Origin of the sequence: Bacillus sp. FSL M8-0277 (assembly GCF_037975305.1) — a bacterium.
GTDB classification, from domain to species: Bacteria; Bacillota; Bacilli; order Bacillales; family Bacillaceae; genus Bacillus; species Bacillus pumilus.
The window spans coordinates 156,903-171,900 of sequence record NZ_CP150255.1; the positions used below are offsets into that span (position 1 = coordinate 156,903).

Here is a 14,998-nt window from a genome sequence, read left to right on the forward strand (position 1 = left end):
AAAGTTATAAGATATCATATGGTATGTATTTCAACCCCACAAATAAGCCCCGGAAGACTTATCTTGTGTTTTGAAATAGAACGTAGCATTTGATTCAAGGAAAAATCATTGATTTATTTAGGAGGGAAACTCATGCGTACAACACCAATGGCGAACGCAAGCACAATTGAGCGCAAATGGCTAGTTGTTGATGCGGCAGGCAAGACTCTAGGTCGTCTTTCTACTGAAGTAGCATCACTTTTGCGCGGTAAGCACAAACCAACTTATACACCACACGTTGATACAGGTGATCACGTCATCATCATCAATGCTGAGAAAATCGAACTAACAGGTAAGAAATTGACGGACAAAATTTACTACCGTCACACAATGCACCCAGGTGGTTTGAAACAAAGAACTGCTCTTGAGATGCGTACAAACTACCCTGAAAAAATGTTGGAGCTTGCTATCAAAGGTATGCTTCCAAAGGGTCCATTAGGCCGTCAAATGTTCAAAAAATTAAATGTGTACCGTGGTTCTGAGCATCCACATCAAGCACAACAACCTGAAGTTTACGAACTTCGCGGTTAATTATAAGGGAGGTTAACAATTTGGCACAGGTTCAATATTACGGTACAGGTCGTCGTAAAAGTTCTGTAGCGCGCGTTCGCTTAGTTCCAGGTGAAGGCCGTATCGTCGTTAATAATCGTGAAATTACTGAATACATTCCATTCGCTGCTTTAATCGAAGACGTGAAACAGCCTTTGAACATCACAGAAACAGCTAACAGCTACGATGTTCTTGTAACTGTTCACGGTGGTGGATTCTCTGGTCAAGCTGGAGCAATTCGTCACGGTATCTCTCGTGCTCTTCTAGAAGTAGATCCTGAGTACCGTACATCACTTAAACGTGCTGGACTTCTTACTCGTGACCCTCGTATGAAAGAGCGTAAGAAATACGGTCTTAAAGGCGCACGTAGAGCTCCTCAGTTCTCAAAACGTTAATCAATTTTATATTGTATGGACGTTTTACAAAGGTTTGTTACAAACAAACCTTATAAAAAAAGCATCAGCTTCGTGCTGGTGCTTTTTTTTGTGCTTTTTATGTGATAGATCATAACTGGTCTCTTCCTCTTGAATACGTATAAAATATGAGTATAGAAGTTTTCTGTTAAAAAAGATGGAGGTTGTCCTATGAATCTAACGACAGAAAGATGTCTCATTCGTCCATTTGCTGATGATGATTGGCAGGATGTCTATGCATATACATCTGATCCGGTAGTGATGAAGTATATTCCGGAAGATGTATTTTCTAAAGAAGATGCGAAGGAATTTGTCAAAAATAATCGTCATGAAGATGCTAAGTATGTCGCTGTCCTATTAAAAGAAGATCATACATGCATCGGGCATATCGCATTTCATCCTTACTTTGGTGATCACACGTATGAAATTGGCTGGGTCTTCAATCCTGTATATCAAAACAAAGGCTATGCATCTGAAGCAGCCTATGCTGTACTGCATCATGGCTTTCACACAATGAATTTACATCGGATCATTGCCACTTGTCAGCCTGAAAATGTGCCATCGTGGAGAGTGATGGAGAAAATGGGGATGAGAAGAGAAGGATATTTTGAAAAATGTATCCCACAAGGAAATGAGTGGTGGGATGAGTTTTACTATGCCATCTTAAGTGAGGAATGGAAAACTTGATAAGTTTTCATGATATGAAGTAATTCGTCATTCCAAATATCCCTTGGCTTTCGCTATTGATATAATCAGATCAAATAAGCAGAAGAGGGGCGCCAAGCATGAGGATCTTTGATGCACATTTTCATATCATTGATTTTGATTTTCCCATTCAAGAAAACCAAGGGTATACACCCCCTAGTTATGTGGTGAATGATTATAGGAGAGAGACGGCTGATCTGGGGATTGTAGGTGGAGCCATCGTCTCAGGGTCATTTCAAGGCTTTGATCAAGGCTATTTGTTGAAAGCGCTAGATGAACTGGGGCCAGATTTTTGCGGCGTGACTCAATTACCTTTTACGGCAACTGATGATGAGATTGTTCATTTGGATCAACATGGGGTGAAGGCTTTACGTTTTAATGTGAAGCGTGGCGGTTCGGAGGATATTTCGAAGCTCGATTATTTTGCGAGAAGGGTGTATGAACTGGCGGGCTGGCATAGTGAGCTCTACATAGACGCTAAGCATCTCCCTGACATCTCATCTACGCTTGAACAGCTACCAGCCGTTTCGATTGATCATTTAGGCTTATCGGAAGAAGGTTTGCCGCATTTGCTCAAGCTGGTTGATAAAGGAGTTCGGGTAAAAGCAACAGGTTTTGGACGTGTCGATTTAAACGTTGAACATGCGTTGACATCCATTTATCAAACGAATCCTGATGCACTGATGTTTGGTACAGACCTTCCATCCACAAGGGCGAAGCGTCCATTTGAATACGGTGATGTTGGGTTGATTCAGCAGCTCTTTGATGAAAAAGCAGCTGATCATATCTTATATAAGAACGCACATCAATGGTATTTTGGTCAATAATTTCATAGGAGGTGTGTTCAATGGGGTTAAGTCAACTGACATTCAGAGAAGCCAAGCTGGATGATCTCGATAAAATCGTCTTCATGCTCGCGGATGATATGTTAGGTCAAAAAAGAGAGCGTTACACGCAACCATTGTTAGAAAGCTATATCGAAGCCTTTCATTCAATAGATGCTGATCCAAATATTGAACTCATTGTTGCGTGTGATCAGGAAGAAGCTGTAGGTGTTCTCCAATTGACCATGACGCCATTTCTTACACATCAAGGAGGATGGAGAGCTTCAATAGAAGGAGTTCGTACGGCCTCGTCTCATAGAGGGAAAGGAATTGGCACGATGTTGATAAAAAAGGCTATTCAGCACGCAAGCGACCGCGGTTGTCATATGATTCAGCTAACAACAGACAAACAGAGGCCGGATGCACGCCGTTTTTACGAAAAGTTGGGCTTTGAAGCTACGCATGATGGGATGAAGCTGCAACTGCCTCATGAATAAAATCATTAAGAAGCGGAGGGGATTCACAAACCACTTCTTTTTTTGTGCCTTTATTTCAAATATTTGTTATATTAAAGATGAGAATCTATAGTGGTTGGGAAAGGAGAAACATTTGAATAAAACAAAGGAAGATCTTTTGACATTTGTCACGAAAAACAAAAAGGACGTATCAGTGACAATTATTGAAAATGAAGATGTGAGATTAGATTGGAATGGTGATCAAAAAACACCACTTGCAAGTACGGTGAAATTAATGGTTTTATTTCATTTTGTTAAAACCGTCTCTAGCGGTGACATCAAGCTAGATGAAAAAGTGGCATTGGCGGACATAGAGCGGTTTTATATTGATAGAACAGACGGTGGTGCTCATACATACTGGCTGGAGATCAACGATTTTTCTGAGCATGCAACTTTATTAAATGTTGCCAAAGGGATGATGCAATTCAGTTCGAATGCTTGTACTGATTATTTGATTGAACGTCTCGGCTTAGATAAGATCAATGATCGAATGAAACAAGCGGACCTTACAGAACATGGTGAAGTCATGCCACTGACACCCAAGCTGTTGTGGCCAGCCTATATATCTGATCATGAGCGGGATGCATTCAAGCAAATGAGCGATGTAACTGATGGACAATACAAATCTCTGATGATTGAGATTTTTAATATCATGAAAAATGACCTAGAGCATAAAAAGGCGTTAGAAGAAAAATTGATGAAAAAAGACTTGTTAAGCTTGCGTATTCAATCATTACTGACGCAAAAAATGACAAGGTCTACAACTAATCAATATGCACATTTTATGAAACGTCTACAGGATGAGCTGTTAACAACAGAAGAAAAGCGTCTTTTTAGCCAAATTGTGCTGGGAGAAACATTCAAGGCGGAAACAGATCAATATCTTTGGTATAAAAGCGGAGCAACATTGTTTGTTTTCACAGCTGCTTTATATCGAAGAACAGATACATCCTCTATATCCATCTCTCTTTTTATCAATGATCCGAAAGCGAACAATTCTCACTGGATTGAGGAAGTATTCAATGAATTTATGCTTACTGCAGCAGTGGATCAAAACTTTAGACAACGTTTAATTAAGGCTTTTACTACATAATCATCAAAAAAACAGAGGGAGATACCCCTCTGTTTTATTATTTCTGCATTGGAAACACTTTGTATACATCTTGGCGTTTCTCTTTTGACTTCACAACTCCAACAACCAGTTCCTTCTGCCAAAGCGCTACATCGTCTTGGTACTCTTTAAATGAGTGAGGCAGCTTTTTTTCTAGCTCTTGTCTTTTAAACGTGACGGATTGTTTGTCGTTAGAGTTCATCTTGAGTGTCACTTGCTCAGCATTATCGATAAGAATAAAAAGTGCCAATGCGTTATATAAGTAGTTTTTTTCAATGGTATCCTTCTTGTCAAACCAAAATGTATCAAATTGTTCTTCTGTATCATTGGCATTTTCTTTCACGCCATATGTCACTTTTAGCTCTTTTTCATCTACGATTTCATACTCACGAATCACGTTACCTGGAAGATCTGATAAAATAGCGCCAATTGCTCCGTTGTCTCCAATATAAGAATTTTTGTGCTTAGAAAGCTGTTTTAATGATATGTCTTCTATTCCTTTTATGTCGCTCTTCTGCTCGGTCGCGTGACTGCTGCATCCAGATAAGACGACTGTTAGTAGCAGTAGGATATACATCCACTTCTTCATGAATTTTGCCCCTTTTCCATTCTTTCTATATATAAGTGTTTATTTTATCACAATTTTCCAACCCATTAGCTCATTGATTTCCATTTACTGAACTGCATGTTTTGTTCAAACCAACGAACAATACAAAGAAAAAAGGAGTTCAGTCCATGGCAGAGGTTCTTTCATTTTATCAATTGAAAACAAAACGAGATGTCACGCTTGAAAAGAAGCTGTTGCGTACATTGTCTCTTCAACAGGTGACGGTCGCTTCCGAGAAATTCACGAAGAAGCTGTTCCCATTTGCAGATGATCCAGCTGGGATTATGAGTGATGGCTGCATCGATTTCGCCATTGAAGCTTTTTTAGCAGGTGGGAGATACGGTGAGTCGAGCAAGTACGGTGAATCGTTCGATGATATAAAGAAGCGGTCAGTTCATGAAGAAGATGAGCTGGTTGAGGAGCTAGCGGGGTGTTTGCAATCGTGGGGGAATATGTTCCGAATGGAGCGGAAGATGTCGTGTCTGTATCCATTTGCGAAGGATTTTTTAAGCATGTGGTGGCAGGAAGGCTTTCGGGAATCAGAAAAAAGGCATAAGCTTCGGCTGCATTAAGCATATTTCCAGTCCTTGTCCCATATCTATAAAATAATGGTGTATGGGAGGGACAGGGATGAAAAGAAAGCTGAAATGGACAGGGTTTTTAATCGGGTTTATTGTCCTCTTATTCTTATTCAGGTTTCAATTTCTAAATGATGATTCGTGGAAATCGTGGAACTTGCCTCTGAGCGGCAAGATCATCTATTTAGATCCGGGTCATGGCGGTCCAGATGGCGGGGCTGTAGGAGGAGAGCTGCTTGAAAAAGAGATTGCACTGGATGTATCCATGAAGATACGTGACTATTTGCAGGAGCAGGGAGCGCTTGTTCTCATGACCCGCGAGGATGATTCTGATTTATCATCAAAGAACACAAAGGGATATGCCCGGAAGAAAGCGGAAGATTTAAGAAACCGCGTAAAAGTCATCAATGAGTCTGAAGCGGATCTCTATTTAAGTATTCATTTAAATGCGATCCCATCGAACAAATGGAGCGGCGCGCAGACGTTTTTTTACGGAAAGTATGAAGAGAATGAAAAGGCAGCGAAGTTCATACAAGATGAATTACGCAATAATCTTGAAAACACAGATCGAAAGGCGAAGCGGATCAATGGCATTTATTTAATGCAAAATGTGACAAAGCCAGGAGCTCTTGTGGAGATTGGGTTTCTCTCCAATCCGAAAGAGGCCGGTCAGCTGGCAACACCTAAATATCAAGATCAAATAGCCGCATCCATTTATAAAGGCATTTTAAGATATTTAACAGAGCAAAAAGAGCCGCCTGAATAAGGGGCTTTTTCCTTTTGAACGCAGGCAAACAGGACAGACATTGTAAGGATATGTATGATATACTTGGATTGTAAACGAATTCAATAAAGGGTGAGGTTCTGCTATGATCGGACAAGATGATGTGAGAAAACTAGTTGGGAAGATGGACGAACCTTTCCTTCATATACCGCTTGGTGAGCTGGATGCCATCAAGGAAATCAGCCTAAAGCCTGAAAAAGACCATGTGAGCTTAAAGGTGGCTATTGCCAAAACGGGTACTGCTGAGCAGATGAAGCTGCAGCAAGACATCGTACAAGCCTTGAAAGCAGAGGGTGCTAACACAGTAGGACTTCGTTTTGAAGAACTGCCTCAGGAAACACTTGAAAGGTTTATGCCTTCACAAGATGAGGAAGAAAACCTGCTCAATTCTAAAAATCCGCCTGAGTTCTTAGCGATAGCGAGCGGAAAGGGCGGCGTTGGGAAATCCACCGTGTCTGTTAACCTTGCTGTAGCGCTTGCTCGTCTAGGGAAAAAAGTCGGACTGATTGATGCAGATATTTATGGCTTTAGTGTACCGGATATGATGGGAATCACCGTCAGACCAACGGTTAAAGGGGAAAAAATTATTCCTGTGGAACGCTTTGGTGTCAAAGTGATTTCAATGGGCTTTTTTGTTGAAGAAAATGCACCGGTCATATGGAGAGGACCGATGCTTGGTAAAATGCTAAATAACTTCTTCCACGAAGTCGAGTGGGGAGAATTAGATTACTTACTATTAGACCTTCCGCCTGGAACGGGAGATGTGGCGCTTGATATTCATACAATGCTTCCAAGCTGTAAAGAAATCATTGTCACAACACCGCATCCTACAGCTGCCTTCGTTGCTGCTAGAGCAGGCGCAATGGCACTGCAAACAGATCACGAAGTGCTAGGGGTCGTTGAGAATATGAGCTATTATGAAAGCAAAAAAACAGGTGAAAAAGAACATGTCTTTGGAAAAGGGGGCGGGGACAAGCTGGCAGAAGAACTGCGTGTATCGGTCCTTGGCCAAATTCCTTTAAGACAGCCTGATTGGAATGAAGAGGATTTTGCTCCATCCGTCTATGATGCGAGTCATCCGACGGGAGAAGTGTATCAACACATTGCGAATAAAGTCATTGAACAATTAGCAGTAAAAGCATAATGAAAGCCCGAGTGGATGTATGTCCACTCGGGTGATGTTTAACTGCCGCTTTCTTCGCTGCCTTTTGATCCGGAATCACTGCTTTCAGATGCTGCATTTTTAAGCTCATCTTCGAATTTCTTCTTATAAAGAGGACTGCTTAATGTTTCCGTAATAACTTTTTCTAAATGCTTTCTGAACTCTTTGCTTTTCACCAGTTCACCGTATTTCTTTTCCATTTCAGGATCCTTGAGAATATCCATCATCAATTGCTGATAGTCAGGGTCCTTCATTAATTGTTTTAACATCTTTTCATGCTGTTGCTGCATGGATTTTGCGAAAGTCTCGGCAAATTTAGAATCCTCAAAGACCTTCTTCCAGAACTCTTTGCCTTTATCAGAAGTCAGTGTTTTCTCTATCGTTTTTTTCACAGTTTGTTCATCCATTACCAAAGCTTCATTCATTGCCTCGTCATTTAATAACTGTTGAATGGCCTTTTTACCGTCATCTGTCTTCAATATATCGACGACCATTTTCTTTGTTTCGTCATAGTCCATATTAGATGAGGATTGGGTTTTGGGAGCACAAGCTGTTAGAGATAAAAGGAGAAAACAGCTCATTATACGCAAGATGCCTTTTGACATACTGTGGCTCCTTTCGTTACATGTCTTACTTTTAATATGAATGTTTCACGTGAATTTATACATAACAAAAATAGGGGTTGGGTCAATTCAATGAAAAGTCGGGATTTAGTTCGTTTTTTCTTCTCTGTGCTAGCTGTTGGAGCGGTCATTACAAGCGTGGTAGGCTTTGCGCTGGAGTGGGGGAAATATCAGAAGCTTTTTATATCGTTTGAAATACTAGAAATCGCATCTGTGTTATTTTGGTTCATTGGTGTGGGGATGATTTTTAGTGTCATTAGTCAGATGGGGTTTGTTGTCTTTTTGACGGTGCACCGGTTTGCGCTAGAGATATTCCGGTCACATTCTTTATGGAATACCATTCAGCTGTTTCTGGTGATCTTTGTGCTGTTTGATTTAGCTTACTTGCGATTTTTGTTTTTCGGGGAGAATGAATCATTTCTTCCATACCTATGGCTGCCTGTCTTTATCGGTGTGTTCGCATTGATCGTGGCGTACTTTAAACAGCAGCAGTCCTCTAAGAAAACATTTGTTTCCGCAATGTTTCTCATGGTCGTCATCACGTCGCTAGAATGGTTCCCGGCGCTCAGAGTCAATGAAGAGGACTGGCTGTATTTAATGCTATTACCGCTATTAGGCTGTAATGCGTTTCAGTTATTAGCTATGCCGCGGTTTTCAAAGGCAAAAGCTACTTAACTTCCGATGACCTTGTTTTAGTATTGGAGATCAGTTCGCCAACCGTCACATTCTTTAAATTCTTTTCTTTGATTTGTTTCAAAATAGCTGGTAAGGCTTGAGCGGTTTGGGTTGCTGAATCTGAGGCATGGAGGAGAACAATGTCTCCGCTTTTCATTCGATCATTTACATTCTGAACAATCTGATCGACGCCTGGATTCAGCCAATCCTGTGAATTGACGCTGTAATGGACAACGGTATAACCGTACTGTGTGGCAATTTTTAAAGCTTTTTCGTTAAATTGCCCAGTTGGCGGTCTTAATAGTTGAATGTCATCTAGTCCAAGCTTTTGAAATGAATTTTGTGCCCGGACAAGATCTTGCTTGATTTCACTATCTTCAAGCTGGCTATAATTTTTATAAGCATAGCCAAGGCTGCCGATTTGGTGACCGTCCTCTCTAATTTGTTTGACGATATCAGGATGACGTTCAGCCCAAGAAGCAGACAGAAAGAAAGTAGCGTTCTTTATATCGTACTCTCGAAGGACATTTAAAATAGGAACTGCCTTCTCATCTCCCCAGCCGATATTAAAAGTAAGGGAGACATGTTTTGAGGAAGTCTCGCCTTTATAAATGGCTCGGGGTCCGTGTTCTGTTTTAAATACCGACAGCGGCGGTGCCTTTTGTACATAAAAAAAGGTTGCAGCTGCAAGGGCTGCTACAAGAATAATGACAACTTGCTTCAGCCGTTTAATAGGCAACACATATAATCGACTCAATTCAAACACTCCTGCCTTGTCCGAGATTGTTACTTGATTGTATGCAGGACAAGGGTTTGAGATGCACGATAAAACTATTTCAAAAAAAGTTTTGAAAAGGCGTTGACCAATAGAAAGTTTTCGTGATATATTATTAATCGTCGCTGACACACAGTGACAAACACAAAACGCTTCGGGAAATAAACTTGAAAAAAGTTGTTGACATAAGATGAAGCGAAATGTTATATTATTAAAGCCGCTAAGAACGGCGAAGATGATCTTTGAAAACTAAACAAGACAAAACGTACCTGTTAATTCGAGTTTTTATAAAAAAATCCTATGTTATATCATAGGTAGTCAGTCAAACGCTGACGAAAAACAAAACTTCGGTTTTGTACTTTTTCGGAGAGTTTGATCCTGGCTCAGGACGAACGCTGGCGGCGTGCCTAATACATGCAAGTCGAGCGAACAGAAGGGAGCTTGCTCCCGGATGTTAGCGGCGGACGGGTGAGTAACACGTGGGTAACCTGCCTGTAAGACTGGGATAACTCCGGGAAACCGGAGCTAATACCGGATAGTTCCTTGAACCGCATGGTTCAAGGATGAAAGACGGTTTCGGCTGTCACTTACAGATGGACCCGCGGCGCATTAGCTAGTTGGTGGGGTAATGGCTCACCAAGGCGACGATGCGTAGCCGACCTGAGAGGGTGATCGGCCACACTGGGACTGAGACACGGCCCAGACTCCTACGGGAGGCAGCAGTAGGGAATCTTCCGCAATGGACGAAAGTCTGACGGAGCAACGCCGCGTGAGTGATGAAGGTTTTCGGATCGTAAAGCTCTGTTGTTAGGGAAGAACAAGTGCGAGAGTAACTGCTCGCACCTTGACGGTACCTAACCAGAAAGCCACGGCTAACTACGTGCCAGCAGCCGCGGTAATACGTAGGTGGCAAGCGTTGTCCGGAATTATTGGGCGTAAAGGGCTCGCAGGCGGTTTCTTAAGTCTGATGTGAAAGCCCCCGGCTCAACCGGGGAGGGTCATTGGAAACTGGGAAACTTGAGTGCAGAAGAGGAGAGTGGAATTCCACGTGTAGCGGTGAAATGCGTAGAGATGTGGAGGAACACCAGTGGCGAAGGCGACTCTCTGGTCTGTAACTGACGCTGAGGAGCGAAAGCGTGGGGAGCGAACAGGATTAGATACCCTGGTAGTCCACGCCGTAAACGATGAGTGCTAAGTGTTAGGGGGTTTCCGCCCCTTAGTGCTGCAGCTAACGCATTAAGCACTCCGCCTGGGGAGTACGGTCGCAAGACTGAAACTCAAAGGAATTGACGGGGGCCCGCACAAGCGGTGGAGCATGTGGTTTAATTCGAAGCAACGCGAAGAACCTTACCAGGTCTTGACATCCTCTGACAACCCTAGAGATAGGGCTTTCCCTTCGGGGACAGAGTGACAGGTGGTGCATGGTTGTCGTCAGCTCGTGTCGTGAGATGTTGGGTTAAGTCCCGCAACGAGCGCAACCCTTGATCTTAGTTGCCAGCATTTAGTTGGGCACTCTAAGGTGACTGCCGGTGACAAACCGGAGGAAGGTGGGGATGACGTCAAATCATCATGCCCCTTATGACCTGGGCTACACACGTGCTACAATGGACAGAACAAAGGGCTGCGAGACCGCAAGGTTTAGCCAATCCCATAAATCTGTTCTCAGTTCGGATCGCAGTCTGCAACTCGACTGCGTGAAGCTGGAATCGCTAGTAATCGCGGATCAGCATGCCGCGGTGAATACGTTCCCGGGCCTTGTACACACCGCCCGTCACACCACGAGAGTTTGCAACACCCGAAGTCGGTGAGGTAACCTTTATGGAGCCAGCCGCCGAAGGTGGGGCAGATGATTGGGGTGAAGTCGTAACAAGGTAGCCGTATCGGAAGGTGCGGCTGGATCACCTCCTTTCTAAGGATATATGGAGCAGCGTGCGTTTTCGTCTTGTTTAGTTTTGAAGGATCATTCCTTCAAGACATGTCTCTAGCGAGACAGGATTGTTCTTTGAAAACTAGATAACAATAAGTAATACATTCACATTGAATGCAATGCAAAGTTCATCACACATAGTGATTCTTTCTAAAGTAAGAAATGGTTAAGTTAGAAAGGGCGCACGGTGGATGCCTTGGCACTAGGAGCCGATGAAGGACGGGACGAACACCGATATGCTTCGGGGAGCTGTAAGCAAGCTTTGATCCGGAGATTTCCGAATGGGGAAACCCACTGCTCGTAATGGAGTAGTATCCATACTTGAATACATAGAGTATGAGAAGGCATACCCGGGGAACTGAAACATCTAAGTACCCGGAGGAAGAGAAAGCAAATGCGATTCCCTGAGTAGCGGCGAGCGAAACGGGAACAGCCCAAACCAAGAGGCTTGCCTCTTGGGGTTGTAGGACACTCTATACGGAGTTACAAAGGAACGATATAAGCGAAGAGGTCTGGAAAGGCCCGCCAAAGAAGGTAACAGCCCTGTAACTGAAATGTTGTTCTCTCCAGAGTGGATCCTGAGTACGGCGGAACACGTGAAATTCCGTCGGAATCCGGGAGGACCATCTCCCAAGGCTAAATACTCCCTAGTGACCGATAGTGAACCAGTACCGTGAGGGAAAGGTGAAAAGCACCCCGGAAGGGGAGTGAAATAGATCCTGAAACCGTGTGCCTACAAGTAGTCAGAGCCCGTTAAAGGGTGATGGCGTGCCTTTTGTAGAATGAACCGGCGAGTTACGATCCCGTGCAAGGTTAAGCAGAAGATGCGGAGCCGCAGCGAAAGCGAGTCTGAATAGGGCGCATGAGTACGTGGTCGTAGACCCGAAACCAGGTGATCTACCCATGTCCAGGGTGAAGTTCAGGTAACACTGAATGGAGGCCCGAACCCACGCACGTTGAAAAGTGCGGGGATGAGGTGTGGGTAGGGGTGAAATGCCAATCGAACCTGGAGATAGCTGGTTCTCTCCGAAATAGCTTTAGGGCTAGCCTCAAGGTAAGAGTCTCGGAGGTAGAGCACTGATTGGACTAGGGGCCCCTACCGGGTTACCGAATTCAGTCAAACTCCGAATGCCGATGACTTATCCTTGGGAGTCAGACTGCGAGTGATAAGATCCGTAGTCGAAAGGGAAACAGCCCAGACCGCCAGCTAAGGTCCCAAAGTATACGTTAAGTGGAAAAGGATGTGGAGTTGCTTAGACAACCAGGATGTTGGCTTAGAAGCAGCCACCATTTAAAGAGTGCGTAATAGCTCACTGGTCGAGTGACTCTGCGCCGAAAATGTACCGGGGCTAAACGTATCACCGAAGCTGCGGACTGTTCTTACGAACAGTGGTAGGAGAGCGTTCTAAGTGCTGTGAAGTCAGACCGGAAGGACTGGTGGAGCGCTTAGAAGTGAGAATGCCGGTATGAGTAGCGAAAGACGGGTGAGAATCCCGTCCACCGAATGCCTAAGGTTTCCTGAGGAAGGCTCGTCCGCTCAGGGTTAGTCGGGACCTAAGCCGAGGCCGAAAGGCGTAGGCGATGGACAACAGGTTGATATTCCTGTACCACCTCCTCACCATTTGAGCAATGGGGGGACGCAGGAGGATAGGGTAAGCGCGGTATTGGATATCCGCGTCCAAGCAGTTAGGCTGGGAAATAGGCAAATCCGTTTCCCGTAAAGGCTGAGCTGTGATGGCGAGCGAAATTTAGTAGCGAAGTTCCTGATTCCACACTGCCAAGAAAAGCCTCTAGCGAGGTGAGAGGTGCCCGTACCGCAAACCGACACAGGTAGGCGAGGAGAGAATCCTAAGGTGATCGAGAGAACTCTCGTTAAGGAACTCGGCAAAATGACCCCGTAACTTCGGGAGAAGGGGTGCTTCTTAGGGTGTTAAAGCCCCGAGAAGCCGCAGTGAATAGGCCCAGGCGACTGTTTAGCAAAAACACAGGTCTCTGCGAAGCCGTAAGGCGAAGTATAGGGGCTGACGCCTGCCCGGTGCTGGAAGGTTAAGAGGAGCGCTTAGCGTAAGCGAAGGTGCGAATTGAAGCCCCAGTAAACGGCGGCCGTAACTATAACGGTCCTAAGGTAGCGAAATTCCTTGTCGGGTAAGTTCCGACCCGCACGAAAGGCGCAACGATCTGGGCACTGTCTCAACGAGAGACTCGGTGAAATTATAGTACCTGTGAAGATGCAGGTTACCCGCGACAGGACGGAAAGACCCCGTGGAGCTTTACTGCAGCCTGATATTGAATGTTGGTACAGCTTGTACAGGATAGGTAGGAGCCTTGGAAACCGGAGCGCTAGCTTCGGTGGAGGCATCGGTGGGATACTACCCTGGCTGTATTGACCTTCTAACCCGCTGCCCTTATCGGGCAGGGAGACAGTGTCAGGTGGGCAGTTTGACTGGGGCGGTCGCCTCCTAAAATGTAACGGAGGCGCCCAAAGGTTCCCTCAGAATGGTTGGAAATCATTCGCAGAGTGTAAAGGCACAAGGGAGCTTGACTGCGAGACCTACAAGTCGAGCAGGGACGAAAGTCGGGCTTAGTGATCCGGTGGTTCCGCATGGAAGGGCCATCGCTCAACGGATAAAAGCTACCCCGGGGATAACAGGCTTATCTCCCCCAAGAGTCCACATCGACGGGGAGGTTTGGCACCTCGATGTCGGCTCATCGCATCCTGGGGCTGTAGTCGGTCCCAAGGGTTGGGCTGTTCGCCCATTAAAGCGGTACGCGAGCTGGGTTCAGAACGTCGTGAGACAGTTCGGTCCCTATCCGTCGCGGGCGCAGGAAATTTGAGAGGAGCTGTCCTTAGTACGAGAGGACCGGGATGGACGCACCGCTGGTGTACCAGTTGTTCTGCCAAGGGCATCGCTGGGTAGCTATGTGCGGACGGGATAAGTGCTGAAAGCATCTAAGCATGAAGCCCCCCTCAAGATGAGATTTCCCATTCCGCAAGGAAGTAAGATCCCTGAAAGATGATCAGGTTGATAGGTCTGAGGTGGAAGCGTGGTGACACGTGGAGCTGACAGATACTAATAGATCGAGGACTTAACCTATATTCTAATGTGAAGTTTGAACATTGTTATCTAGTTTTGAGAGAACATTCTCTCCATCAGGTTTGGTGGCGATAGCGAAGAGGTCACACCCGTTCCCATACCGAACACGGAAGTTAAGCTCTTCAGCGCCGATGGTAGTTGGGGGTCTCCCCCTGTGAGAGTAGGACGCCGCCAAGCTTTTTGTTTATATCCTTCCAATGGAAGAAGTTACTTTATCATTCCGCAGTAGCTCAGTGGTAGAGCTATCGGCTGTTAACCGATCGGTCGTAGGTTCGAGTCCTACCTGCGGAGCCATGCTTCCATAGCTCAGTAGGTAGAGCACTTCCATGGTAAGGAAGAGGTCAGCGGTTCGAGCCCGCTTGGAAGCTTTCCTCTAAATGTTGATCTGACAAGGTTTCTCGATGATGAGAAGGCTTTTTTTTATGTCCTTTTTTAATTGCTTGGGGACAAATTAGGGGCCAATTATCGAATTTGCAATAAGTTTGTTATAGCTTCCGCATGACCTAAACGCTGAGAGACAGATTTGATATTAAACCCAGGTATTTTACCGATTTGATTTATTAGCATAGCAGCATGAGTATGATGCATATCTTGCAAATGAATTTTCTTATATCGT

The 14,998-nt window shown here is 44.7% G+C and carries 13 protein-coding genes, 2 tRNA genes and 3 rRNA genes; 15 read left to right on the top strand and 3 right to left on the bottom strand.

Features of this window, described 5'->3' with window-relative positions; translation table 11 throughout:
- Window positions 1–132: 132 nt before the first annotated feature.
- The 6 genes from rplM to MKZ05_RS00930 all read left to right on the top strand — a co-directional run bounded on the left by rplM (window position 133) and on the right by MKZ05_RS00930 (window position 4,138).
- Window positions 133–570, top strand: coding sequence for a 50S ribosomal protein L13 (gene rplM / locus MKZ05_RS00905; protein WP_003217042.1), 438 nt, complete (start codon window positions 133–135; stop codon window positions 568–570).
- 20 nt (window positions 571–590) lie between these two features.
- Complete coding sequence (rpsI, locus tag MKZ05_RS00910) at window positions 591–983, top strand: 30S ribosomal protein S9 (protein ID WP_003217273.1); 393 nt, start codon at window positions 591–593, stop codon at window positions 981–983.
- 189 nt (window positions 984–1,172) lie between these two features.
- Entirely contained in the window at window positions 1,173–1,688 is a 516-nt protein-coding gene (locus tag MKZ05_RS00915; RefSeq protein ID WP_335365335.1) for a GNAT family protein, read from the top strand.
- Between the two features lie 98 nt (window positions 1,689–1,786).
- Window positions 1,787–2,533, top strand: a complete 747-nt coding sequence (locus MKZ05_RS00920; RefSeq protein WP_310027180.1) for an amidohydrolase family protein — start codon at window positions 1,787–1,789, stop codon at window positions 2,531–2,533.
- A 20-nt stretch (window positions 2,534–2,553) separates the two neighbouring features.
- Window positions 2,554–3,027 (top strand): GNAT family N-acetyltransferase, encoded by a 474-nt coding sequence (locus tag MKZ05_RS00925; protein WP_339160961.1) that lies wholly within the window; start codon window positions 2,554–2,556, stop codon window positions 3,025–3,027.
- Window positions 3,028–3,139: 112 nt separating this feature from the next.
- Window positions 3,140–4,138, top strand: a complete 999-nt coding sequence (locus MKZ05_RS00930; protein WP_339160963.1) for a serine hydrolase — start codon at window positions 3,140–3,142, stop codon at window positions 4,136–4,138.
- A 37-nt stretch (window positions 4,139–4,175) separates the two neighbouring features.
- Here the strand turns inward: MKZ05_RS00930 and MKZ05_RS00935 are convergent, their stop codons facing one another.
- Window positions 4,176–4,745 (bottom strand): DUF4825 domain-containing protein, encoded by a 570-nt coding sequence (locus MKZ05_RS00935; RefSeq protein ID WP_050945811.1) that lies wholly within the window; start codon window positions 4,743–4,745, stop codon window positions 4,176–4,178.
- 146 nt (window positions 4,746–4,891) lie between these two features.
- Here MKZ05_RS00935 and MKZ05_RS00940 point away from each other — a divergent pair, with 146 nt between their 5' ends.
- The 3 genes from MKZ05_RS00940 (at window position 4,892) to MKZ05_RS00950 (ending at window position 7,269) form a co-directional block, all read left to right on the top strand.
- Window positions 4,892–5,335, top strand: coding sequence for a YbaK family protein (locus MKZ05_RS00940; protein ID WP_050945810.1), 444 nt, complete (start codon window positions 4,892–4,894; stop codon window positions 5,333–5,335).
- Between the two features lie 58 nt (window positions 5,336–5,393).
- Window positions 5,394–6,107, top strand: coding sequence for an N-acetylmuramoyl-L-alanine amidase CwlD (cwlD, locus tag MKZ05_RS00945; protein WP_017359175.1), 714 nt, complete (start codon window positions 5,394–5,396; stop codon window positions 6,105–6,107).
- A gap of 103 nt (window positions 6,108–6,210) precedes the next feature.
- On the top strand, window positions 6,211–7,269 hold the full coding sequence (locus MKZ05_RS00950; RefSeq protein WP_322000600.1) for a P-loop NTPase: 1,059 nt from the start codon (window positions 6,211–6,213) through the stop codon (window positions 7,267–7,269).
- Between the two features lie 38 nt (window positions 7,270–7,307).
- Here MKZ05_RS00950 and gerD read toward each other — a convergent pair whose 3' ends face one another.
- Window positions 7,308–7,892, bottom strand: a complete 585-nt coding sequence (gene gerD / locus MKZ05_RS00955; protein ID WP_339160966.1) for a spore germination lipoprotein GerD — start codon at window positions 7,890–7,892, stop codon at window positions 7,308–7,310.
- A 90-nt stretch (window positions 7,893–7,982) separates the two neighbouring features.
- Here gerD and MKZ05_RS00960 point away from each other — a divergent pair, with 90 nt between their 5' ends.
- Window positions 7,983–8,585, top strand: coding sequence for a KinB-signaling pathway activation protein (locus tag MKZ05_RS00960; protein WP_106036292.1), 603 nt, complete (start codon window positions 7,983–7,985; stop codon window positions 8,583–8,585).
- Here the strand turns inward: MKZ05_RS00960 and pdaB are convergent.
- The gene (gene pdaB, locus MKZ05_RS00965) at window positions 8,578–9,342 is read right to left on the bottom strand and encodes a polysaccharide deacetylase family sporulation protein PdaB (RefSeq protein ID WP_137055639.1); all 765 of its coding nucleotides are present in this window, start codon (window positions 9,340–9,342) and stop codon (window positions 8,578–8,580) included. The two genes, MKZ05_RS00960 and pdaB, sit on opposite strands and share 8 nt — an antisense overlap.
- A gap of 378 nt (window positions 9,343–9,720) precedes the next feature.
- On the opposite strand from pdaB, the gene MKZ05_RS00970 reads away from it, so the two are divergent.
- The 5 genes from MKZ05_RS00970 to MKZ05_RS00990 all read left to right on the top strand — a co-directional run bounded on the left by MKZ05_RS00970 (window position 9,721) and on the right by MKZ05_RS00990 (window position 14,750).
- Window positions 9,721–11,269: ribosomal RNA gene (locus MKZ05_RS00970) — 16S ribosomal RNA — on the top strand.
- Window positions 11,270–11,451: 182 nt separating this feature from the next.
- Window positions 11,452–14,382: ribosomal RNA gene (locus MKZ05_RS00975) — 23S ribosomal RNA — on the top strand.
- Between the two features lie 61 nt (window positions 14,383–14,443).
- Window positions 14,444–14,559, top strand: a 5S ribosomal RNA gene (gene rrf, locus MKZ05_RS00980).
- Together the 16S, 23S and 5S rRNA genes with 2 tRNA genes alongside form the textbook arrangement of a ribosomal RNA operon.
- A gap of 42 nt (window positions 14,560–14,601) precedes the next feature.
- A tRNA-Asn gene (locus MKZ05_RS00985) sits at window positions 14,602–14,676 on the top strand.
- Window position 14,677: 1 nt separating this feature from the next.
- Window positions 14,678–14,750: transfer RNA gene (locus MKZ05_RS00990), tRNA-Thr, on the top strand.
- The last annotated feature ends 248 nt before the right edge of the window (window positions 14,751–14,998 follow it).

What these genes read in the sequence shown, in the direction of transcription:
- rplM (WP_003217042.1), top strand. Translation starts at nt 133, where the DNA reads ATGCGTACAACACCAATGGCGAACGCAAGCACAATTGAGCGCAAATGG.
- MKZ05_RS00915 (WP_335365335.1), top strand. Translation starts at nt 1,173, where the DNA reads ATGAATCTAACGACAGAAAGATGTCTCATTCGTCCATTTGCTGATGAT.
- MKZ05_RS00920 (WP_310027180.1), top strand. Translation starts at nt 1,787, where the DNA reads ATGAGGATCTTTGATGCACATTTTCATATCATTGATTTTGATTTTCCC.
- MKZ05_RS00925 (WP_339160961.1), top strand. Translation starts at nt 2,554, where the DNA reads ATGGGGTTAAGTCAACTGACATTCAGAGAAGCCAAGCTGGATGATCTC.
- MKZ05_RS00935 (WP_050945811.1), bottom strand. Translation starts at nt 4,745, where the DNA reads ATGAAGAAGTGGATGTATATCCTACTGCTACTAACAGTCGTCTTATCT.
- MKZ05_RS00940 (WP_050945810.1), top strand. Translation starts at nt 4,892, where the DNA reads ATGGCAGAGGTTCTTTCATTTTATCAATTGAAAACAAAACGAGATGTC.
- cwlD (WP_017359175.1), top strand. Translation starts at nt 5,394, where the DNA reads ATGAAAAGAAAGCTGAAATGGACAGGGTTTTTAATCGGGTTTATTGTC.
- MKZ05_RS00950 (WP_322000600.1), top strand. Translation starts at nt 6,211, where the DNA reads ATGATCGGACAAGATGATGTGAGAAAACTAGTTGGGAAGATGGACGAA.
- gerD (WP_339160966.1), bottom strand. Translation starts at nt 7,892, where the DNA reads ATGTCAAAAGGCATCTTGCGTATAATGAGCTGTTTTCTCCTTTTATCT.
- MKZ05_RS00960 (WP_106036292.1), top strand. Translation starts at nt 7,983, where the DNA reads ATGAAAAGTCGGGATTTAGTTCGTTTTTTCTTCTCTGTGCTAGCTGTT.